This window comes from Rothia halotolerans, assembly GCF_004136635.1.
Classification (GTDB): domain Bacteria; phylum Actinomycetota; class Actinomycetes; order Actinomycetales; family Micrococcaceae; genus Rothia; species Rothia halotolerans.
The window spans coordinates 163384-185573 of the sequence record NZ_NOIU01000002.1 but is presented as its reverse complement, the minus strand read 5'-3'; the positions used below and the strand labels follow the sequence as shown (position 1 = coordinate 185573).

Annotated in this window: 13 protein-coding genes; 4 read left to right on the top strand and 9 right to left on the bottom strand. The window is 72.4% G+C overall.

From position 1 onward, the window contains the following. Positions 1–173: 173 nt before the first annotated feature. From cydC to EWV39_RS05775, 6 genes are all read right to left on the bottom strand, one after another. On the bottom strand, positions 174–3968 hold the full coding sequence (gene cydC / locus EWV39_RS05800; protein WP_129657693.1) for a thiol reductant ABC exporter subunit CydC: 3795 nt from the start codon (positions 3966–3968) through the stop codon (positions 174–176). A 3-nt stretch (positions 3969–3971) separates the two neighbouring features. Continuing rightward, positions 3972–5036, bottom strand: a complete 1065-nt coding sequence (cydB, locus tag EWV39_RS05795) for a cytochrome d ubiquinol oxidase subunit II (protein WP_129657691.1) — start codon at positions 5034–5036, stop codon at positions 3972–3974. Between the two features lie 11 nt (positions 5037–5047). Beyond that, a complete protein-coding gene (locus EWV39_RS05790) occupies positions 5048–6616 on the bottom strand; it encodes a cytochrome ubiquinol oxidase subunit I (protein ID WP_129657689.1) in 1569 nt (522 codons plus the stop codon). 175 nt (positions 6617–6791) lie between these two features. Beyond that, positions 6792–7871: a malate dehydrogenase gene (locus EWV39_RS05785; protein WP_129657687.1), complete on the bottom strand. Its 1080-nt coding sequence runs from the start codon at positions 7869–7871 to the stop codon at positions 6792–6794. Between the two features lie 97 nt (positions 7872–7968). Continuing rightward, positions 7969–9597: an L-lactate permease gene (locus EWV39_RS05780; protein ID WP_129657685.1), complete on the bottom strand. Its 1629-nt coding sequence runs from the start codon at positions 9595–9597 to the stop codon at positions 7969–7971. Between the two features lie 305 nt (positions 9598–9902). Continuing rightward, entirely contained in the window at positions 9903–12011 is a 2109-nt protein-coding gene (locus EWV39_RS05775; RefSeq protein WP_129657683.1) for a DNA gyrase/topoisomerase IV subunit B, read from the bottom strand. A 247-nt stretch (positions 12012–12258) separates the two neighbouring features. Here EWV39_RS05775 and EWV39_RS05770 point away from each other — a divergent pair, with 247 nt between their 5' ends. Next, positions 12259–12468 (top strand): DUF7455 domain-containing protein, encoded by a 210-nt coding sequence (locus tag EWV39_RS05770; RefSeq protein ID WP_129657681.1) that lies wholly within the window; start codon positions 12259–12261, stop codon positions 12466–12468. A gap of 114 nt (positions 12469–12582) precedes the next feature. Here the strand turns inward: EWV39_RS05770 and EWV39_RS05765 are convergent, their stop codons facing one another. The 3 genes from EWV39_RS05765 to EWV39_RS05755 all read right to left on the bottom strand — a co-directional run bounded on the left by EWV39_RS05765 (position 12583) and on the right by EWV39_RS05755 (position 16826). Then, on the bottom strand, positions 12583–13899 hold the full coding sequence (locus tag EWV39_RS05765; RefSeq protein ID WP_129657679.1) for an RNA polymerase sigma factor: 1317 nt from the start codon (positions 13897–13899) through the stop codon (positions 12583–12585). Between the two features lie 424 nt (positions 13900–14323). Further along, the gene (locus EWV39_RS05760; protein WP_129657677.1) at positions 14324–15751 is read right to left on the bottom strand and encodes a hypothetical protein; all 1428 of its coding nucleotides are present in this window, start codon (positions 15749–15751) and stop codon (positions 14324–14326) included. Between the two features lie 151 nt (positions 15752–15902). Beyond that, complete coding sequence (locus EWV39_RS05755; RefSeq protein WP_129657675.1) at positions 15903–16826, bottom strand: proteasome assembly chaperone family protein; 924 nt, start codon at positions 16824–16826, stop codon at positions 15903–15905. A gap of 243 nt (positions 16827–17069) precedes the next feature. Between EWV39_RS05755 and EWV39_RS05750 the strand changes: the two genes are divergently transcribed. From EWV39_RS05750 to sucB, 3 genes are all read left to right on the top strand, one after another. After that, on the top strand, positions 17070–18593 hold the full coding sequence (locus EWV39_RS05750; RefSeq protein ID WP_129657673.1) for a leucyl aminopeptidase: 1524 nt from the start codon (positions 17070–17072) through the stop codon (positions 18591–18593). Between the two features lie 180 nt (positions 18594–18773). Beyond that, the gene (gene lpdA / locus EWV39_RS05745) at positions 18774–20147 is read left to right on the top strand and encodes a dihydrolipoyl dehydrogenase (RefSeq protein WP_129657671.1); all 1374 of its coding nucleotides are present in this window, start codon (positions 18774–18776) and stop codon (positions 20145–20147) included. A gap of 64 nt (positions 20148–20211) precedes the next feature. Further along, positions 20212–21966, top strand: a complete 1755-nt coding sequence (gene sucB, locus EWV39_RS05740) for a 2-oxoglutarate dehydrogenase, E2 component, dihydrolipoamide succinyltransferase (protein WP_129657669.1) — start codon at positions 20212–20214, stop codon at positions 21964–21966. Positions 21967–22190: the final 224 nt, after the last annotated feature.

Sequence of the window (22190 nt, the reverse complement as noted above, 5' to 3'; positions counted from 1 at the left end):
CGGGGGCCGGGGCGGGGCGCACCGGGCCGGGTGCGCTGGGGCCTGGAAGGCGCACCGGGCCTGGTGTGCTGAGGCCGGGTGCCCCGGGATCGTGCCGATCCTCCGCGCTCGGCACCGGATCCGTGCTCGACACAGGCCCGGGGCCGGTGCCCGGACCGGGTGTGCCGGGAGCGCTACACCCGGACGGCGGCCGGCCCGAGCGTCGTGACGTCGTCGCAGTGCCGGAGGTCTTCCGGGCGGTGGGAGACGATCACGACGCTCGGCACCGCTCCTGCTTCGGCCGGGCCCGGAGCCGGTCCCCGTCCGCGGCCCTCCGCAGCCGCCGCTGGGGCCGCGGCGACGGCTGCGGGGGTCCCCGCAGCCGTCCCGCGGGCGATCTCCTCCATGACTCGTTCCGCCGTCTCGGCGTCCAGGTGCGCGGTCGGCTCGTCGAGCAGCAGCAGGGGTGAGGAGGTCAGCAGGGCGCGGGCCACCGCGAGCCGCTGCCGCTGCCCCCCGGAGAGCCTCGAGCCCCCCGCGCCGACGCCGGTCTCCAGCCCCCGCGGCAGGTCGGCCAGCAGGCCGTCCAGCCCCACGCGCTCCAGGGCGACCCCCATCTCCTCGTCCGTGGGCGCCTCGCCCCGCGGCCGGGCCAGGGAGAGGTTGCCCCGCAGCGTGGAGTCGAAGACGTAGGCGTTCTGCGGGCACCACGCCGCGAGCCCGCGGAGCCGTCCCGGGGAGGCGAGGGCTCCGCCCATCTGCACCCGTCCTTCCTCCGCCGGCAGGAAGCCCAGCAGCACGGCGAGCGCCGTGGTCTTCCCGGAGCCGGAGGGCCCGGTGATGCCCCACCACCGTCCGGGCGCCGCGCCGCCGCTCAGACCCGTCAGGGCGGGCCGCTCCATGCCGGGCCAGCGGGCCGCGACCGCCTCGGCCTCGACCCCGGCCGCCGAGGAGGCGCCGGCGTCGTCCCGGTCGTCGGTCGCCTCCTCCTGGTCCGGCAGGGGCGCCGCGTCGACCTCGGCGTCGATCTTCGCCACCAGGCGCGCGAGGGCGGGCCAGGAGCGCAGCGCTTCGGTCGCCTGGGCGGTCGGCTCCACCAGCGCGGTGCACAGCAGCACCGGGATCGCGGCCACGGGGGCGCTCACGGCGCCCTCGGTCACCGGCCCCCAGGCGAGGGCGACGACGCCCAGCGCGGTCGCCCACCACAGCGCGAGGCTCGCCCCGCCGCCGAGACCCGCGGCGTAGGCGGCCCGGGCGGAGGCCCGGCGCGCAGCCGCCTCACGGGAGCGGACCACACGCAGGACCGGGCGGACCAGGCCGTTGCCGCGGACGTCGTCGGCGGCCTCGATCGCGTCGGCAGCCAGGCGCAGGGTCGCGGAGTTCGCCGAGCGCACGCGGTGCTCCGCGCTGCGGTCGGCCCGCAGCGCGGCCCACGGGACCAGGGTGCAGCCGAGCACCGCGGCGAGGGCCACGAGCCACGTCGCGGAGGGCACCGTGATCGCGGTGGCCAGCACCGCCGCGGCCATGACCGGCACTTGGGTCGCGGCGGGCAGCAGCACGCGGGGCAGGGCGTCGCGCAGGTCGTCGACGTCGCCGATCAGCCGGTCCAGGAAGGTGCTGCCGCGCAGGAGGGAGCGGACGCCGAGTGCGGACCGGCCGGTGGCCAGCCAGGAGCCGATCCGCAGGCGCTCGGAGGCGCGCAGGGCCAGGTCGTGGGTGAACAGCCGCTCCGCGTAGCGGAAGATCGCCCGGCCCAGGCCGAAGAAGCGCACGCCGGTGATGGCCAGGAGCAGGTACATCAGCCCCGGCTGCTGGGAGGCACGGACGATGAGCCACCCGGACAGCGCGGTCAGCGCGGCGCCGAAGGCCACGGTCAGGAAGGCCAGCGCGATGCTGACGAGGACCCGCCACGGGGACGCGCCGGTCAGCCGGCCCAGCGCGCGCAGCGTCGGGAGGGGGCGCGGGACGGAGCCCGTGCGGGCGTCTCGGCGCATGGCGGCGTCGTGGGCGGAGGAGGCGCCGTCGGCCCTCCCCGCAGGCGGCGTCCGCTCCCCTGCGGGCTCCGAGGCGGGTGCCGGATCGGCGGGTGCAGGCGGAGCCGCTGTGCTCCCCGGCGCCGCGTGGTCCGCCGGCACGGCCCCGTCCGCGGCCTCGGAGATCTCCCCGGAGCCGGACATGCGCAGGTGCCGGTCCGCAGCGGCCGCGAGCGCGGCGTCGTGGGTCACCGCCAGCACCGTGGCGCCCGCCCGCGCGAGCCGCTCCAGGGCGGCGCCGACGCGGGCCGAGGCCGCGGCGTCGAGGTGGGCGGTGGGCTCGTCGACCAGCACCACCGGCGACTCCCCGGAGCCCCGCACGGCGGCGAGCACGCGCGCCACGGCGAGCCGGCGCGCCTGCCCCGAGCTGACGGCGGCCGGGGCGAGCGCGGCGAGGTCCTCGATGCCCAGCTCGACGAGGACGGCGCGGGCCTCCCGCGTCGTCTCCGGGGCGGGCTCCCGGGCCTCCTCAGCCTCCTCCTCGGCGCCGCTCCCGCGCAGCCAGTGCTCCGCGTGGTCGGGGTCGAGCATCAGGCCCACCTCGTCCAGGACGGTGGGGGCGGTGAACTCCGGGGACTGGTCGATCCACAGCACCGGTCCGCCGACCTCGATCTCACCGCTCAGCCGGGCGCCCTCGGCGGCCTCCTCCCCCGAGAGCTTGTTGTCCTCCCCCGAGGACTCATCGCCGACCAGCCCGGCGACGCTGTGCAGCAGGCTCGACTTCCCGCAGCCGGAGGGCCCGGTCAGGGCCGTGATCTCCCCGGGCTCCGCTCGCAGGCCGACCCCGCGCAGCACGGCCTCCCGCCCCGGATAGCCCAGGCGGAGATCGACGACGCGCAGGCCAGGGGCGCCGGTCCGGCGCACCGGGGAGCGCGGCGGCTCGGCCTCCAGCCGCTCCTCTGCGCGGCGCAGGGCCTCGACGCCGTCCTGCGACTGGTGGAAGGCGGTGCCGAGGTCCCGCAGGGGCTGGAAGCACTCCGGCGCGATGAGGAGCAGCAGGAGCGCGGTGTCCAGGCCGATCCCGCCGTTGACCAGTCGCACCCCGATGAACACCGCCACCACGGCCACCGAGAGGGTCGTGATCAGCTCGAGCGCCAGCGAGGACATGAAGGCCGAGCGCAGCGTGCGCATGGTCCGACGCCGGTAGTCCTCCCCCAGCTCCTCGAGAGCCTTGGCCTGGGCGCGGTCCCGCCGCAGCCCCACCAGCACCGGCAGGCCGCGCGCGAGCTCCACGATGTGCTCGGAGAGCCGCAGCAGGCCGTTCTGGGAGCGCCGGGTCTCCTCGAGGGTGCTCCCGCCGATCAACGCCATGAACAGGGGCACCAGCGGCACGGTCAGGGCCAGCACCACCGCGCTGAGCACGTCGTGCAGCGCCACGACGATCCACACCAGCAGGGGGATCACCGCGGAGGCCACGGCAGCGGTGAGGGTCTTGACGTAGTAGTCGTCCAGGGCGTCCAGGCCGCGGGAGACCAGCACGGCGTCGCCCCCGGCGCTCCCGGCGGCCCCGCTCTCCCCGCCCATCGGGGCGGGCGCGCCGAGGATCCGCTCCAGCAGCCGCGCCCGGATGCCGGACTTGGCCCGTCCGGCGGCCCGCCGCGCGGCGACCGAGAGCCCCCAGTCGCCGAGCGCCCGGGCCAGGAGCGCGAGCAGCGCGACGCCGCCCGCCCGCCAGGCCCATCCCGGCTCCTCGAGCCCGAGCCAGGCCGGGAAGAGGCCGTCCAGGCGGGCCGCGGCGTCGCCGATGAACTCCGGCAGCCCCGAGGAGCTGCGGTCGCCCGCGGCCTGGGCGGCGTCGAACCCAGCCCGCGCCAGCCCCGCCAGCAGCGTCGCGACGCCGGCCGCGAAGACCGCCGTCGCCAGCCCCCGGACCGCGCTGACGGCCGCGAGGAGCGGCAGGATCCGCCGGGCGTCGGGGCCCAGCGGCGGCCGCCGGGAGGAGCGGGTCCGTGCCATCGGCTATCGCACCGAGGGACGGGTCGCGAGCTCGGTCACGCTGTGGGCCTCCGGGATGTGCGCGGTCGAGAGCCGCTTGCGGAAGACCCAGTAGGTCCACGACTGGTAGATCAGCAGCACCGGGACGCCGATGGCGCCGACCACCGTCATCACCCGCAGCGTGTAGGCCGAGGACGACGCCGTCGCGATCTCCAGGTCGAGCCCGCCGGCCAGGGTGGAGGGCAGCACCGCCGGGTACAGCGCCAGGAAGATGGCCAGCATGCCCGCCCCGATGAACACCGCGAGCCCCGCGAAGGCCCGGCCCTCGCGGCCGGAGACGGCGGCGACCCACGCCAGCACGCCGCCCAGCACCGCCAGCGCGGTGAAGGCCCAGGAGAGCGGCGTCCCTCCCCGGAACTGCAGGATCAGCACCCAGGCCGCCGCCGGGAGCAGGGCCACGGGCAGCAAGCGCACCAGCAGCGTCCGGGCCCGGTGGCGCACCTGCCCGTCGGTCTTCAGCGCCACGAAGGCCAGGGCGTGCACCAGGCAGAACCCCACCATCGCGACGCCGCCCAGCACGGCCGGCCAGGTCACCCACGCGAAGGGGCCCCCGACCCGGTCCCCGTTCGTGTTCAGCGGCAGCCCGGTGGTGGTCAGGGCGAGCGCTGCCCCGATGAGGAAGGCGATGGCGGTGGAGGAGCCCACCATCAGCGCGTTCCACCGGCTGCTCCAGCGCTGCCCGCTGCCCTTGCCGCGATACTCGATGGAGACCGCGCGCAGGATCAGCGCCAGCAGCAGCAGGGTCAGCGGCAGGTAGAGGGCGGAGAACAGGGCGGCGTACCACATCGGGAACGCCGCGAAGGTCGCCGCTCCCGCGGTCACCAGCCACACCTCGTTGCCGTCCCAGACCGGGCCGATGGTGTTGAGCAGGAGGCGGCGCTCCTTCTCGTCCCGGGAGAAGATGCGGCCCATCAGCATGCCGACGCCCAGGTCGAATCCGTCGAGGATCACGTAGCCGATCCAGAAGAAGCCGACGACGCAGAACCACACGGTGGGGAGGACGGGCTGGTCCATGAACTGTTCGAACATTGCGCTGGCTCCTAGTAGGCGAAGGAGAGGACGTCGCGGCGGGAGTCGTCGTCATCGTCGTCGTGCTCTTCCTCGACGAGCTCCGGCATCGCGGCGACCACCCCCGATCTGACGTACTTGGCGATGAGGTAGACCTCGACGACCATCAGGACGAGGTAGATGAGGCACAGCGACGCGAGGGAGAAGATCAGCTCCCACGGCGAGGCGTTCGGCGAGACCGCGGCCTCGGTGAACATGTACACCCGCTGGTCCAGGGGCAGGTCCGGGTTGGGCGCGACGACGAAGGGCTGCCGTCCCATCTCGGTGAAGACCCAGCCGGCGATGTTGGCGCCGAACGGGGCCAGGATCCCGAAGACCGCGAGCCGCATGAGCCACTTCGCCTCCGGCACGGTACCCCTGCGCGTGATCCACCAGGCGAAGACGCAGGCCACCGCGGCGAGCCCGCCGAAGCCGATCATGACGCGGAACCCCCAGTAGGTGACCTCCATGAGCGGGACGTAGCTGATCTCGCTACCGGCGCGGTCCCCGTAGAGGTCGTCGTCGGCCAGGTTGGTGCCGTACATCTCCTCGTACTGGGGCTCCAGGGTGGTGATGCCGGGGACGTCGGTGTGGAAGTTCTCGTTGGCCAGGAAGGAGAGCAGGCCGGGCAGCTCGATGAGGGCGTTGACGTCGTCGCAGTCGCGGGAGCCCGGCGAGGAGATGGTCAGCACGGAGAAGGCGGTGCCGTCGTGGCAGGCGGCCTCGGCGGCCGCCATCTTCAGGGGCTGCTGCTCGTACATCAGCTGCGCCTGGGCGTGGCCGGTGAAGGCCGTGCCGGCGAAGCCGATGACCCCGAGGAGGCAGCCGAGCCGCAGCGAGCGCAGCCAGATGCCGTGGTCCGCGCGGTCCTCGGCGCCGGTCTCGAGGGAGCCCACGACGACGCGGCCCTGCGCGTCCACGGTGTCGATCCCCCGGACCCGGCGCTTCCACAGCTTGTACCAGGCGATGCCCAGCAGGAAGGAGCCGGCCACGGCGACCGAGCCGAAGATCGCGTGCGGGAACGCGACCATGGCGGTGTTGTTGGTCAGCACGGCCCAGATGTCGTTGAGGACGGGGCGGCCGTCCACGATCTCGTAGCCCACGGGATGCTGCATCCACGAGTTGGCGACGATGATGAAGTACGCCGAGAACCAGGAGGCCACGACCGCCGCCATGAGGCAGGCGGCGTGGATCTTGGGCTTCAGCCGGCCCCAGCCGAAGATCCACAGGCCGAGGAAGGTCGACTCGACGAAGAAGGCGAGCAGGCCCTCCATCGCCAGCGGGGCGCCGAAGACGTCGCCGACGAACCGGGAGTACTCGCTCCAGGCCATCCCGAACTGGAACTCCTGGACCAGCCCCGTGGCCACGCCCATGATGAAGTTGATGAGGAAGAGCTTGCCCCAGAACTTGGTCAGGCGCAGGTACTCGTGCCGGCCGGTGCGCACCCAGAGGACGTTGAACAGGGCCACGACCAGGCCCAGCCCCAGGGTCAGGGGCACCATCATGAAGTGATAGACGGTGGTGATGCCGAATTGCCACCGGGCGATTTCTACGATATCCACGGTTCTCCTCGCAGACGCTGTCCACCGGCTCCGGGATCGCCGGGAACCGAACTTGCGAACAAGCTAGCAAGCGCGGCTGGGAGGACGAGCCCACTACCAGATGACCGTGGTTGACAGCAAAGTAAGGGTGAATTCCACCCTTTGCGCCCCCGGCGGCGCGCCCGAGCCGCGGAATCTAGGAGGATCCGCCCCTGGGGCCCAGCAGACCCAGCGATCTCACGGCATCCCGCTCCTCCTGGAGCTCCCGGACGGACTCGCGGAGGCGGTTCTCGACGTCGTCCCCCAACTTCACGTCGTGATTAATATCATACCGCCCGGCGGCGCAGGTCACCGGGAAGGAGCTGATGATGCCCTCCTCCACCCCGTAGGAGCCGTCCGAGGGGACCGCCATCGAGGTCCAGTCCCCCTCCGGGGTGCCCAGGACCCAATCGCGGACGTGGCAGATCGCGGCGTGCGCCGCCGAGGCCACGGAGGAGCCCCCGCGCACCTCGATGATCTCCGCGCCGCGCCGGGCCACCCGCGGGATGAACTCCTCCTCGATCCAGGTGCGGTCCCGCCCGTGCTCGGCGAGGACCTCGAGCGCGGGGCGCCCTCCGACGCTGGCCCGGGAGAGGTCCGGCACCTGGGAGGCGGAGTGGTTGCCCCAGATCGTCACCCGCCGCACGGAGGAGACCGGGGAGTCCGTGGCCAGCGCGAGCTGCGCCATCGCCCGGTGGTGGTCCAGCCGGGTGAGCGCGGTGAAGCGCTCGAGGGGCACGTCCGGGGCGTGGGAGGCCGCGATGAGCGCGTTGGTGTTGGCGGGGTTGCCCACGACGGCGATGCGCACGTCCTCGGCTGCCCCGGCGTTGATGGCCGCGCCCTGGGCGGAGAAGATGCCGCCGTTGGCCTCCAGCAGGTCGGCGCGCTCCATGCCCGGGCCGCGGGGGCGCGAGCCGATGAGCAGGCCGGCCCCGACGCCGTCGAACGCCCGGACCGGGTCGTCGAAGACGTCCACGGACTCCAGGAGCGGGAAGGCCCCGTCCTGGAGCTCGAGGGCGGTGCCCTCGGCGGCCTTCAGGGCGGCGGGGATCTCCAGCAGCCGGAGGCGGACCGGGCGGCCGGAGTCCAGCATCTCCCCCGCGGCGATCCGGAAGAGGGTCGCGTAGCCGATGCTGCCGGCGGCCCCGGTCACCGTCACGGTGACCGGCCCGGCGCCCCCTCCGGCGGGGTCTGCGTTCTCCGGCGAGGCCGGCTGGGCGTGCTCGTGCGTCGTCATGCCCCCACTCTAGTGGTCGGCGTCACGCGAAGCGGCTCCGGCGCACCGTCCGGTGCGCCGGAGCCGCGGGCCGGGCCTCTGGGGCGGCAAGGAGCCCCTAGAGCCAGAAGGAGAGGGCGAAGACCCACGCGCAGAGGTAGGCGAGCAGTGCCGCACTGTAGGGAAGCGCCATCCTCATCACCTGGGACTCGCGCCCCGAGCGGTCCACTGCCGCGGTGGCGATCGCGATCGACTGGGGCGAGACGACCTTCGCCGCGAGCCCGCCGGCGGTGTTCGAGGCGACCAGCAGCGTCTGCGAGGTCCCGATCTGCCCCGCCGTGACGGACTGCAGACCCGCGAAGAGGGTGTTGTTGTTGACCACCGAGCCGGTGACGAAGACCCCAATCCAGCCGATCACGGGGGAGATCAGCGGGAACGCCCGCCCCGCCTCGGAGAGCGCGAGCCCCAGCGTCGAGGACATCCCCGAGAAGCTCATGACGTTGGCCACGGCCATGACCAGGCAGATCATGAGCACCGGCACGGCGAGCTGCCGCACGGCGCCGCCGAGCTCCTCGAAGGAGGCCCGCCAGGAGATGCCGCGGGAGAAGGCGGTGGTCAGCAGGGCCGCCAGAAGGGTCGCGGTGCCGCTCGCGGCCAGCAGCGGGACGCTCCACACCGCCGTGTCCGGCGCGTCGGCGGCGACCACGGGCGCCGTGCGCAGCACCTGCCCGTCCAGGGCCGGCATGGCCCAGCCGAGCGTGGTCCAGGAGAGCGGCCCGCCCTCCTCGGTCAGCGCGTCCATGAACGGCAGGCTCCAGATCAGGATGAGGATCGAGAGCACGTAGAACGGGCTCCACGCCGCCACGACCCGCCCGAGGCCGAGGCCGCCGGAACGGGCGGCCTCCGCAGCGGGGGCGCCGGGCTCACGGTAGGGAACCCGCGGGCTCCACCTGCGCATGAGCAGCGCGAGCGCCACCATGGCCGCCAGCGGGGGCACGATGTCGGCGAGCTCCGGCCCCAGCAGCAGGAGCACCGCAGCCTGCAGGCCCGCGAAGACGACGCCGGTCAGCAGCGCGGCGGGCGCGGTCTCCCGCAGACCCCGCATCCCGTCCATGATGGCCATGAGCATGAAGGGCACCGCGGCGGTGATCAGCACGGTCACGATCACCATGGTCGCCGAGAGGTCCGCGACGCCGACGCCGCCCTGCTGGGCGCCCACCAGCACCGGGATGCCGATGGCCCCGTACGCCCCCGCGGCGGCGTTGGCCACCAGCGCCAGCATGGCGGCGCGCAGGGGCTCGAAGCCGAGGTTGACCAGCAGGGCCGCGCAGATGGCGATGGGGATGCCGAAGCCGGCGGCCCCCTCGAGGAAGCCCCCGAAGCAGTAGGCGATGAGCAGGACCTGGATGCGCTGGTCCACGGTGATGCCGGAGATCGAGCCGCGGATGACCTCGAAGTTCCCGGCCCGCACGGCGATCCGGTAGAGCCAGACCGCCATGAGGACGATCCAGCCGATCGGCCACAGGCCGCCGAGCACCCCGTAGAGCCCCGCCGAGGCGGCCGTGGAGACGGGCATGCCGTAGACCAGCAGGGCCACGGCGCAGGTCACGACGAGCGCGGCGGCCGCCGAGACCAGGCCGGTCAGCCTGAGGACCGTGAGCCCCAGCAGGAAGACCGCCAGGGGGACCGCCGCCAGCAGGGCGGAGAGCCAGAGGGAGTCGAGGGGGTCGTAGATCTGCTGCCACATGGTACGGGCCTTCCTGGGTCGCGGATCAGGCCTCGGGCCCCGGGTGTCGAGGTCTCGGACCGGATCGCATGCTATAACCCAAGTATAGCCACGGAAACAAAGACAAACCCACACTCAGGAGGGTGAGAACGCACTCGTCCGGGGCCGTTGAACGGCCCCGGACGAGGATTCGAGGGGTGGCGGCAGAGGCCGGCCGGGTCAAGCGGAGCAGCGGAAGCCGCCGGGCCGGCCGGAGCAGCGGAGGCCGCCGGGCCGACCGGACCGCGGAGGCCGGCCGAGCCGCCTGGACAGCTCAGGCCGGCGGCTCAGGCGTCGATCTGCTCGAGGTCCAGCTCGTCGGCGTGGCTGATGATGAACTCCTTGCGGGGCGCCACCTCGGAGCCCATCAGGAGGGAGAAGGAGCGCTCGGCCGCCTCCGCGTCCTCGATCCGCACCCGGCGCAGCATCCGCTGGCGCGGGTCCATCGTGGTCTCCGCGAGCTGGTCGGCGTCCATCTCGCCCAGGCCCTTGTACCGCTGGATCGGCTCCTTGTAGCGCTTCCCCTCGGCCTCCAGGCGGCTCAGAGTCTCGTAGAGCTCCCGCTCGGAATAGGTGTAGATCATCTCGTTGGCCTTGCCGCCGCCGGTCACGACCTCCACGCGGTGCAGCGGCGGCACCGCTGCGTAGACCCGGCCGGCCTCCACCAGCGGGCGCATGTAGCGGTAGAAGAGGGTCAGCAGCAGGGTGCGGATGTGGGCGCCGTCGACGTCGGCGTCGGTCATCATCACGACCTTGCCGTAGCGCGCGGCGTCGACGTCGAAGCTCCTCCCGGAGCCGGCCCCGATGACCTGGATGAGGGCCGCGCACTCCGCGTTGGCCAGCATGTCCGTCAGCGAGGCCTTCTGCACGTTGAGGATCTTCCCGCGGATGGGCAGCAGCGCCTGGTAGTGCGAGGCCCGCGCGAGCCGGGCGGTGCCGAGCGCGGAGTCCCCCTCCACGATGAACAGCTCGGAGCGCTCGACGTCGTTGGAGCGGCAGTCCACCAGCTTGGAGGGCATCTGCGAGGTCTCCAGCGCGTTCTTCCGCCGCTGGGTCTCCTTGTGCACGCGGGCCGAGATGCGCGACTTCATCTCCGCGACGACCTTCTCCAGCACCTGGGAGGCCTGCTGCTTCTCGGCGCGGCCCCTGGCCGTGAACCGGCTCCCCAGCTCGGCGGAGACGATCTTGCCGACGATCGCGCGCGCCGCCGGGGTGCCGAGGATCTCCTTGGTCTGGCCCTCGAACTGCGGCTCGTCGAGCCGGACGTTGACCACCGCGGTCAGGCCAGCCATGACGTCGTCCTTCTCGATCTTGTCGGAGCCGGCCTTGAGCTTGCGGGCGTTGGCCGCCACCTCCCTGCGGAGCGTCTTCAGCAGCCCCTGCTCGAAGCCGCTCAGGTGGGTGCCGCCCTTGGGCGTGGAGATGATGTTGACGAAGGAGCGGACCGTGGTGTCGTAGCCGGTGCCCCAGCGCAGGGCGACGTCTACCTCGCACTCCCGGCGGACCTCCTTCAGCTCCGAGTGGCCGTTGGCGTCCAGGACCGGCACGGTCTCCTTGAAGTGGTCGGAGCCCTGGAAGCGCCAGACGTCGGTCACGGGGGCGTCCGAGGCCAGGAAGTCGACGTACTCGGTCAGGCCGCCGTCGTGCTGGAAGACCTCCTCGTGGGTCCCCTCCTCGCCGGGGGTGCCGGGCAGGCGACGATCGTCGCGGATGCGCAGGCGCAGGCCGGGGACCAGGAAGCTGGTCTGGCGCGCCCGCTCGACCAGGGCACCGTAGTCGAAGGCGGCGTCGGGGGTGAAGATCTGTCGGTCGGCCCAGTAGCGCACGCGGGTGCCCGTGGCGCCGCGGCGGGCCTTGCCGACGACGTCGAGCCCCTCGCCCGGGCCGGACGCGGCGAAGGGGGCGTCCGCGGCGGGGGCGCCGGCGTCGTCGAACCGGCCGGGGATGCCCCGCTGGAAGGACATCTGGTAGGTCTTCGATCCGCGGTCCACCTGGACGTCCAGGCGCGCGGAGAGCGCGTTGACCACCGAGGCGCCGACGCCGTGCAGGCCTCCCACGGCGCTGTAGGTGCCCCCGCCGAACTTGCCGCCGGCGTGCAGCTTGGTGAATACGACCTCGACGCCGGGCAGGCCGGTCCGGGGCTCGATGTCGGTGGGGACGCCGCGGCCGTCGTCGCGCACCTCCACCGAGCCGTCGCGGTTGAGGATGATGTCGATGGACTGCCCGTAGCCGGCGAGCGCCTCGTCCACCGAGTTGTCGATGATCTCCCAGAGGCAGTGCATCAGCCCCCGGGAGTCGGTGGAGCCGATGTACATGCCGGGACGCTTGCGCACCGCCTCCAGCCCCTCGAGGACGGAGAGCTGCCGGGCCGTGTACTCATCGGTGGTGGGTGTCACGCGAGTCCTTCTCCTGGTTCGTGGGTGGCGGATCGGCGCCGACGGCGCGACCTACAGTCTACGGCCTAGGTCGCACCGGCGGTTCACACGCCCACAGCGAACTGCCGTGAGACGGGGATGAAATCGCCGCGGGGTCGTGTTTGCATGAGTACACGAACGCTGATCGACTCACCGTCTACTAAGCGATCGGCGTCGCCTTCCCCGGAAGGCGGCGCGGGATCAGAAGCATCACGTCAGGAGGAAGATCATGACGGCAACTCTGGAAACGCGAGGACTGGACGCAACCGATCGTTGCGACTCCTGCGGAGCTCAGGCATACGTCCGGGTCGTCCTCGAGGCGACGGGCGGTGAGCTGCTCTTCTGCGCGCACCACGCGAGCGCCAACGAGGAGAAGCTCCGCCCCATGGCCAGCACGTGGCAGGATGAGCGGGACAAGCTGTCCTCGGCATCGGCCTGAGGCCGCACGAGACTTGGAACACCGGGAAGGCCCCGGCCCCTCAAGGGGGCCGGGGCCTTCTTCGCATCCGGGCGGGGCGATCCCGCGCGCCGTCCGCCGGAGCGGCGGGACGCCTCAGTCGAGGTAGTCCCGCAGCACCTGCGAACGCGAGGGATGCCGCAGCTTGGACATCGTCTTGGACTCTATCTGGCGGATGCGCTCGCGGGTGACCCCGTAGACCTTGCCGATCTCGTCCAGGGTCTTCGGCTGCCCGTCGGTCATGCCGAAGCGCATGGCGACGACGCCGGCCTCCCGCTCGGAGAGCGTGTCCAGCACCGAGTGCAGCTGCTCCTGGAGGAGGGTGAAGGACACCGCGTCCGCCGGGACCACCGCCTCGGAGTCCTCGATGAGGTCGCCGAACTCCGAGTCCCCGTCCTCGCCGAGCGGAGTGTGCAGCGAGATGGGCTCGCGGCCGTACTTCTGCACCTCCACGACCTTCTCGGGGGTCATGTCGAGCTCCTTGGCGAGCTCCTCGGGGGTGGGTTCGCGGCCCAGGTCCTGGAGCATCTGGCGCTGGACGCGCGCGAGCTTGTTGATGACCTCCACCATGTGCACCGGGATGCGGATGGTGCGCGCCTGGTCGGCCATGGCGCGCGTGATCGCCTGCCGGATCCACCAGGTCGCGTAGGTGGAGAACTTGAAGCCCTTGGAGTAGTCGAACTTCTCCACGGCGCGGATCAGGCCGAGGTTCCCCTCCTGGATCAGGTCCAGGAAGAGCATCCCGCGTCCGGTGTACCGCTTGGCCAGGGAGACCACCAGGCGGAGGTTCGCCTCCAGCAGGTGGTTCTTGGCCCGCTTGCCGTCGTGGATGACCCAGCGCAGCTCCTTGCGCGCGGCGGCGTCGAGGGAGTCCTTCTGGTCCTTGAGCTTGTGCTCCGCGTACAGGCCGGCCTCGATGCGCATCGCCAGGTCCACCTCCTGCTCCGCGTTGAGGAGGGAGACCTTGCCGATCTGCTTGAGGTAGTCCTTGACCGGGTCGGCGGTGGCGCCGGAGGTGCTGACGCGCTGAGCGGGCTCGTCGTCGTCGTCGGTGGTGGAGATGACGAAGCCGTTGCCCCTCGCGGCGACGGTCCTCTTCGCCTCCTTCTCCTCGTCCTCCTGGACCTCCTCGACCTCGGTCTCGGGCTCCTCGGGGGCGCCGCCCTCCGCCTCGATGATCTCCTCGACCTCGTCGGCCGAGTCCTTGCGAGCGCCGCCCTGGGGCTTTCCGCTCGCGGCGTCACCGGCCTTGGCCTTGCGGGTCGCCGCCGTCTTCTTGGCCGTGCCCGCGGCGCGTGCGGGAGCGGACTTCGACGAGGCGGACCCCTTGCGGGCGCGCGACGTCACGGGGGCGGTGCCCTCGGTGGTCACTGCCTCCTCGGCTTCCGCCTTCTTGCGTGCAACTGGTGACACTCAAAAACCTTTCGTTCATGTGAGACTGCGCAAGGTGCGTAAAACACCTATGACCCTGTCAAGCCCGGAGCCGATCGCAGGACGATCGCCCGGCCGCGCTTGCAAGGCCGTTCGACATTGTCAACACCCGGCCGAAATCGCTTATTCCCGTCCTCGGAAAAATGTCTGGGGAGGTGCGTGAGGCGGGGATCTGCAGGCGATGGGGCGGCGGGCGAGAGTGCGCCACCGCACATTCTGCCACGGATCCCCGCCTCGTCAGACCGCTCCGGGCCGGGTCGGGCCGGGCCCCGTCGGACCGGCTCAGGGTCGCGCCGGCCCGGGTCGGTACCGCCTCCGCCCGGAGCGGGGCCGTGGGCCGCGTCGAGGCCCGGAGCCCGGCGGGAGCCCCGCGCCGTATTCCGGTCGGAGGGCGCGGGCGCGGCGCTCACGGCCGCCCCCGCTGGGAGAGCCATCGCGGCAGCGGCCGCTGGGCCATCCGCGCCCGCAGGACGGCCAGGGCGGACGCGGCCCGTCGATCCCGGACCAGACGCAGGTACAGCTGGGCCTGGCTGCTGAGCCCGAGGAACCAGCTGACGTGCGCGTTCCCCACCGCCGCGAGCGAGGCGGCGGGCTCCCCCATCGCCTCGCCCAGCAGCGTCAGCACCAGCCTCAGGCCCGCCCACCGGAAGTCGGCCGGAGGCTCCTCCCCCAGCCCGCGCAGCACGCGCTCCCCCGGCTCCTCGGCCGGCGCGCTCCCCCGCCCCAGGACGGCCACGAGGTGACGCTCGGCGAGGGCCGGTCCCCCGACGGCGCACAGGAGCGCCGCCCCGAGGCCGACGTCGTCCCCCAGGAGCGGGGCCGCCCGGGCCAGGCTCGCGGCCTCGAGGAGCTGGGCGGGCGAGCGACCGGGCCGCCCCCGATGGTCCCCCTCCTCCCCGAAAGCCCTCAGCACCGCCTCCAGATGGCGCACCGCCTCGGTGAAGCGGAGGAGGCCCCGGTCATCCGCCGGAAGTCCGCCCTCCGCCGGAAGTCCGCCCGCCGGGTCCCGGGAGGGCCCGGCCGCTCGCGCGGCGACCCCCGGACGAGCCCGGCCACCGGGCGTGGGCTCCATCCCAGTGCGGATGGCGGAGATCAGGCGCGCCGCCTCCGCCGCGCCCAGCAGCTCGGCGGCCCGGAAGGGACCGCCCAGCCGGGGGTCGTCCCGAACCGCCGTCGAGCGCTCCCGCAGGGCGTTCCCCTCCGCGGTCATCGCGGCCCCCACGGGGCTGGCGAGGATCGCGTCGATCGTGCCGCCGGGCCGGACCGGCCCGCCCCCCTCCCGCGGGTCCGGGACCCGCAGCCAGCCCCACCGGCCCCTCTCCCGGTCCACGAGCCAGAGGTCGGCGGGCTCGAGCCCGGCGTGGAGAGCCGCCCGGGCGGCGCAGACGAGACCGAGCAGAGCCCGGCCGTCCGGGACCGAGGGCGACGGCGTCGGAGGGCTGCCCGCGGGAGGCGGTCCCTCCTCCGCCCGAGCGGCCTCGCACCGGTCCCCCTCGCTCAACCGGACCGTGCCGGCCACGGTTCCGGTCAGGAGGCCGGGATCTCCCGCGAAGGCCGCGAAGAAGGCGGTGACGCGCTCGCCGGGGGCCCACGCGGCGAGGCTGCCCAGCACGCCCGGCAGCTCGGCCGCCCAGGCGCCCGGCGAGCGTGCGCCGTCCGGGAGGTCCAGGCGGAGGCACGGGCCGAGGCAACCCCCGGCGGCCGAGGCGACCACCAGGGAGCCGTCCGGCCAGTAGCCGAGCGTGTGGACCATATAGGCGAGGACGTCCTCGGCGGAGCCGGCGGGGGTGCTCAGGACCGAGGGCCGGTCCCGGGGAGCTGAGGGGAATCGCATGGCCCCACCTTGCGCCCCGGGGCGGAGGCCGCCGGGCGTGAACCGGCGTCGTCCCGGCGTTCTGTGGACGAAAAAGGCGCGGAGCCCCGGATCCGGCCGTCTGTGGACGGCCGCGGACCCAGGCGCTCCGCGCTTGCCTCGTCGTTCTCCCCTACTCCTGACCCTCCTGGTCGTCCTGCTCCGCCAGGAACGCCTCGATGGCGGCGCCCAGCTCGTCCGCGTCGGGGATCTCCGACTCGTCGCGGGCCAGCAACGAGCGCTGCGTCTCCTCGCCGACGTTCTCGTCGTAGCGCTGCTCGAGGTGGTGCACGATGGCCTGGACCTCCTGCGACGCGGCGACCTGCTCGTCGATCTGCCGCTCGACGTCGCGCGAGGCCTCGCGCAGGCGGTCGGTGGGCAGATTGAGCTTGGTCGCGGCGCCCAGGTGCTCCAAGGCCGTCACGGCCGCCTGGGGCAGCTCCGCCTCCGAGAGGTACTGGGGGACGTTGACGGTGTAGCCCACGGTCCCGAAGCCGCGCTCCGTGAGGGTGACCTCCAGCATGTGGGAGGCCGAGGCGCCGATCTCGGCGATCGGCTTCCAGGCCGAGATCCCCTTCACCAGGTCCTCCCTGCTCCCGTGGGCGGTCACGGGCAGCGGGCGGGTGTGCGGCACCGGCATGGGCATCGAGGCGATCGAGGCGAACAGGTTCACCTCGAGCTTCTCGGCGATCTGCGCGACAGCCTCGCTGAAGCGCTTCCACTGCAGGTCCGGCTCGGGACCCGAGAGCAGCAGGAAGGGATGCCCCAGGCCGTCGGTGACGGCGTAGAGCTTCAGCTCCGGCAGCTCCAGCTCCTCGAAGTGGTCCTCGATGAACCGGATGCGGGGACGGCGGGAGCGGTAGTCGAACAGCTGATCGACGTCGAACTCCACGACCTCCTCGGCGCCCAGCTCCGAGAGGATCTCGTCGGAGACCTGCTGCGCGGTGTATCCGGCCTCGGCGAAGCCGGTGAGCGAGACCACCATGTTCAGCCCCTTCAGGCGGGGGTCGTTGAGCAGCCCGGGGTTACCCAGGTACAGCGTGCGTGGATCCTGCATCGTGAACCCTCCTTGGGCCGATCCTTGAGGTGCGGTTGCTCGAGCCTCCGGTCGACATCCGCCGCCGGGACCCTGCCGGCGGCGAGCCGGAGAGCGCCTACAGTGGTAACCGAAACCTCTTATAGAGAACAACGACGGACGGGCCCCGTCTATTTCCGGGGGCCTGTGCGTCGACGGCGGATGCGGCGCGGATCACCCGGCGCCGGCCGCCGGCCCCGACATCAATGAGGAGCGCTCCCCGACATGACCGAGTCCCACGAACTGGCACTCTCCCTCGCCGCCCCGGATGCGGCCAACGTCTCCACCAAGGCTCTCGTGGTCGGCGTCCACGCCGGCCCGGACGGCCCCGAACTCGCCCCCTCGGCCCTCTCGGGATCGGTCCGCGAGGGGCTGGAGGGCGTCCTGGAGGACCTCGGCATCTCCGGGGCGGCCGACCAGCTCCACCGCCTGCCCGGCTTCGGTGACGCCGGCGCCGACGTGCTCGCCCTGATCGGCCTCGGCCGCCCCGGCGCGCAGGAGTCCGAGACTCTCGAGGCCCTGCGCTACGGCGCGGGCTCCGCCGTCCGGCAGCTCGCCGGCCTGGGCTCGGTTACCGTGGACCTGCCGGCCTCCTCCCTGGAGGAGGTCTCCGCGATCGCCGAGGGCATCGCGTTCGGGGCCTTCTACGACGTCGGCCAGCGCACCTCCGCTGAGGCGACGGAGCGGGAGCCGATCACCGAGGCCGTGATCTTCTCCCCGGTCCGCTCCGAGGAGGCCCACGAGGCGCTGGCCCGCGCCCTGGTCCTCGGCGAGGCCGTGGACCACACCCGCCGGCTGGTCAACGAGGCCCCCAACAGCCTGTACCCGGACTCCTTCGCCGGGCGCGCCCTGGAGCGCATCGCCGGGCTCGACGACGTCACCGCCGAGGTGCTCGACGAGGCGGCCCTGGAGGAGGGCGGCTTCGGCGGCATCCTCGGCGTCGGCAAGGGCTCGGCGCGGCCGCCGCGGCTGGTCGTGGTGGACTACTCCCCCGAGGGTGCCGAGCGCCACGTGGCCCTGGTCGGCAAGGGCATCACCTTCGACTCCGGCGGGCTGTCCCTCAAGCCCGGCGGCTCGATGATGACGATGAAGTGCGACATGGCCGGCGCCGCGGCCGCCCTCAACGCCGTCGCCGCCGCGGCCGAGCTGCGGCTGCCGGTCCGCGTGACCGCCCGGCTGTGCCTGGCCGAGAACCTCCCCTCCGGCAGCGCCACCAAGCCCGAGGACGTCCTCACGATGCGCGGGGGCACCACCGTGGAGGTGCTCAACACCGACGCGGAGGGCCGGCTGGTGATGGCCGACGGGCTCGCCCACGCCTCCGAGTCCGCCCCGGACCTGCTGCTCGACGTCGCGACCCTGACCGGTGCCCAGATGGTCGCCCTGGGCGGCCGCTGCTCCGCCGTGATGGGCGACGAGCAGGCCCGCTCCAGCGTCGTCCGGGCCGCTGAGCGCGCCGGCGAGGAGTTCTGGCCGATGCCGCTGCCCGACTACATGGCCCAGGAGCTGAAGTCCCCGGTCGCGGACCTGAAGAACGTCGGGGCCGGCCGCAACGGCGGCATGCTGATCGCCGGCCTGTTCCTCCGCGAGTTCGTCGGCAGCTCGGAGGAGGGCCGCATCCCGTGGGCCCACCTCGACATCGCCGGGCCCGCCTTCAACGAGGGCTCGCCGTACGGCTACACGCCCAAGGAGGGGACCGGCGCCGCGGTGAGCACCCTGGTGAGCCTGCTCGAGGACGTCGCGGGAGCCTGATCCGCCCGTGGGAGGAGGGGGGAAAATCCCACCTCCTCCCACACTGTGAGATCACGCACCGCCGGAGCGGTGTCATGCGGCCCCCAAGTGGAGGGGTGCCCACGTGACATATAAGCTAGGCAGGGACTGAACCAACAGTGAAGGGCCACCGGGCCCCACACAACGCGAGGGAGCGAGCACGTGGCCGATTCGGCAAAAGCTTTCGACATTCTCATTCTGGGCGGGGGAAGCGCCGGCTACGCCGCGGCGCTGCGCGCGGTTCAGCTGGGATTCAACGTGGGCCTCATCGAGGGCTCCAAGGTGGGCGGCACCTGCCTGCACTGGGGATGCATCCCCACCAAGGCGTACCTGCACTCGGCGGAAGTCGCCGAGGAGGCCCGCGAGTCCGAGCAGTACGGCGTCAAGCTCAGCTACGAGGGCATCGACATGGCCAAGGTCCGCGACTACAAGGACAAGATCATCGCGGGCAAGTTCAAGGGCCTGCAGGGCCTGCTGAAGATGCGCGGCGTCACCGTCATCGACGGCTACGGCAAGCTGACCGGCGAGAAGACCATCGAGGTCGACGGCACCGAGTACACCGGCGAGCACATCATCCTCGCCTCCGGCTCCGTCTCCAAGACCTTCGGCCTGGAGATCGGCGGCCGCATCCTCACCTCCACCGAGGCGCTGGAGCTGGACCACCTGCCGAAGTCGGCGATCGTCCTGGGCGGCGGCGTCATCGGCTCCGAGTTCGCCTCGATGTGGCGCTCGATGGGCGTCGACGTCCAGATCATCGAGGGCCTGGACCACCTGGTCCCCAACGAGGACCCGGCGATCATCAAGGTCCTGGAGCGCACCTTCAAGAAGCGCGGCATCAAGTACAGCCTGGGCACCTTCTTCGAGAAGGTCGAGCAGGACGAGAACTCGGCCAAGGTCACGCTGACCGACGGCAAGGAGTTCGAGGCCGACATCGTGCTCGTGGCGGTCGGCCGCGGCCCCAACACCCAGGGCATGGGCTACGAGGAGGCCGGGGTCACCATGGACCGCGGCTTCGTCATCACGAACGAGCGGCTGCACACCGGCGTGGGCAACATCTACGCCGCCGGCGACATCGTCCCCGGCCTGCAGCTGGCGCACCGCGGCTTCCAGCAGGGCATCTTCCTCGCCGAGGAGATCGCCGGGATGAACCCCGTCGTCGTCGAGGACATCAACATCCCCAAGGTGACCTTCAGCGACCCGGAGATCGCCTCGGTGGGCTACACCGAGCCCAAGGCCAAGGAGAAGTTCGGCGCGGAGAACGTCGAGACCTCCGAGTACAACCTGGCCGGCAACGGCAAGAGCTCGATCCTCGGCACCGGCGGCATCATCAAGTTCGTCCGGGAGAAGGACGGCCCGATCGTGGGCGTGCACGCGATCGGCCGCCGCATCGGCGAGCAGATCGGCGAGGCCCAGCTGATCGTCAACTGGGAGGCCTACCCGGAGGACGTCGCCAAGCTGATCCACGCCCACCCGACGCAGAACGAGGCCCTCGGCGAGGCCGCCATGGCCCTCGCCGGCCACCCGCTGCACGGCTGAGCGCGGACACCCCGCAACCAGACCGAATCACACTGGCACTATTCACAAGGAGAACGGGAAGACGATGTCTGAAACCGTAGAACTGCCCGCCCTGGGCGAATCCGTCACCGAAGGAACCGTTACGCGCTGGCTCAAGTCGGTGGGCGACACCGTGGAGGTCGACGAGCCTCTGGTCGAGGTCTCCACCGACAAGGTCGACACCGAGATCCCCTCCCCCGTGGCCGGTGTGATCGAGGAGATCCTCGTCGAGGAGGACGAGGAGGTCGAGGTCGGCGCCCCGCTGGTGCGCATCGGCGACGGCTCCGGCGCCTCGGACGAGTCCTCGGACTCCGGCGAGCAGGAGCAGCAGGCCGAGCCCGAGCAGGAGGCGCCCGCCGAGGAGGCTCCCGCCCAGGAAGAGGCCCCCGCTCAGGAGGAGTCCTCCGCGCCGGCCTCCTCCGGCGACGCCGAGGGCTCCGAGGTGACCCTGCCCGCGCTGGGCGAGTCCGTCACCGAGGGGACCGTGACCCGCTGGCTGAAGTCCATCGGCGACTCCGTCGAGGTCGACGAGCCGCTGGTCGAGGTCTCCACCGACAAGGTCGACACCGAGATCCCCTCCCCGGTCGCCGGGACCCTGCTGGAGATCAAGGTCGACGAGGACGAGGAGGCCGAGGTCGGCCAGGTCCTGGCCATCGTCGGCGCCGAGGGCGCGTCGTCGGCCCCGAGCTCCTCCGAGCCGGAGCCGAAGGCCGAGGAGGAGCAGCCCGAGCCGAGCGAGCCGGCCGAGCAGCCGAAGGCCCAGGAGTCCGCTCCGGAGCCCGAGCCGAAGCAGGAGGAGGACGCCAAGGAGTCCTCCCCGCAGGCCGCCCAGCCGACCTCCACGGCGAACGCCGGGTCCGGCTCCGGCGCCGAGGCCTACGTGACCCCGCTGGTCCGCAAGCTGGCCAAGCAGGAGAACATCGACCTCTCGACCATCCAGGGCACCGGGGTGGGCGGGCGCATCCGCAAGCAGGACGTCCAGGCCGCCGTCGACGCCAAGAAGTCGGAGGCCCCGGCGCAGGCCGCGCCGGCGCAGCAGGAGCAGAAGAAGGCTCCCGCGGTGAAGGCCGACACGGAGAAGCGCGGGAAGACCGAGAAGGCCCCCCGCATCCGCCAGACCATCGCCAACCGGATGAAGGAGTCCCTGGAGGTCTCGGCTCAGCTGACCCAGGTCGCGGAGGTCGACATGACCCGCGTGGCCAAGCTGCGCGGCCGCGCCAAGGACGCCTTCGCCGCCCGCGAGGGCGCCAAGCTGACGTTCCTGCCGTTCTTCGCCAAGGCCGTGGCCGAGGCGCTGCAGCAGCACCCGAAGGTCAACGCCTCCTACAACGCTGAGAGCAAGGAGATCACCTACCACGCCTCGGAGGACATCGCGATCGCGGTGGACACCGAGCGCGGCCTGCTGGTCCCCGTCATCTCCGACGCGGGCGACCTCAACCTGGCCGGCCTGGCCAAGAAGATCGCCGACGTCGGCGAGCGCACCAAGTCGGGCAAGATCGGCCCGGACGAGCTGTCCGGCGGCACGTTCACGATCACCAACATCGGCTCGTTCGGCGCGCTCTTCGACACGCCGATCATCAACCAGCCGCAGGTGGCGATCCTGGGCACCGGCTCGATCGTGAAGCGCCCCGTGGTCATCACCGACGCCGAGGGCAACGACACGATCGCGATCCGGCACATGTGCTACCTGTCGCTGACCTACGATCACCGCCTGGTCGACGGCGCCGACGCCGGCCGCTTCCTCTCCTCGCTGAAGAAGCGCCTCGAGGAGGGCGCGTTCGAGTCGGAGGTCGGCCTCTAGGCCGGTCCTCCCCCGCGGACGTCTCAGAGGGCCCGCCACGACGCTTCCGTCGTGGCGGGCCCTCGCCGCGTCCGCATCCCGTCCCACATCCTCGTCGTCTTATCCCGCTTCCTCGCCTTTCCCCGCCGCCCCGCCCCGATTTCGCGCTGCCCTGTCCCGATTTCTCGCCGCCCCACCCCGTCTCTCACCCCCTCGGCCTCGTCCGATCCGCTGCCATGAGGCGC

Bases quoted from the DNA above. Each gene is read 5' to 3' on its own strand.
- sucB (WP_129657669.1), top strand. From the start codon at position 20,212: ATGTCTGAAACCGTAGAACTGCCCGCCCTGGGCGAATCCGTCACCGAA.
- EWV39_RS05750 (WP_129657673.1), top strand. From the start codon at position 17,070: ATGACCGAGTCCCACGAACTGGCACTCTCCCTCGCCGCCCCGGATGCG.
- EWV39_RS05760 (WP_129657677.1), bottom strand. From the start codon at position 15,751: ATGCGATTCCCCTCAGCTCCCCGGGACCGGCCCTCGGTCCTGAGCACC.
- EWV39_RS05780 (WP_129657685.1), bottom strand. From the start codon at position 9,597: ATGTGGCAGCAGATCTACGACCCCCTCGACTCCCTCTGGCTCTCCGCC.
- EWV39_RS05755 (WP_129657675.1), bottom strand. From the start codon at position 16,826: ATGCAGGATCCACGCACGCTGTACCTGGGTAACCCCGGGCTGCTCAAC.
- EWV39_RS05785 (WP_129657687.1), bottom strand. From the start codon at position 7,871: ATGACGACGCACGAGCACGCCCAGCCGGCCTCGCCGGAGAACGCAGAC.
- EWV39_RS05770 (WP_129657681.1), top strand. From the start codon at position 12,259: ATGACGGCAACTCTGGAAACGCGAGGACTGGACGCAACCGATCGTTGC.
- cydC (WP_129657693.1), bottom strand. From the start codon at position 3,968: ATGGCACGGACCCGCTCCTCCCGGCGGCCGCCGCTGGGCCCCGACGCC.
- cydB (WP_129657691.1), bottom strand. From the start codon at position 5,036: ATGTTCGAACAGTTCATGGACCAGCCCGTCCTCCCCACCGTGTGGTTC.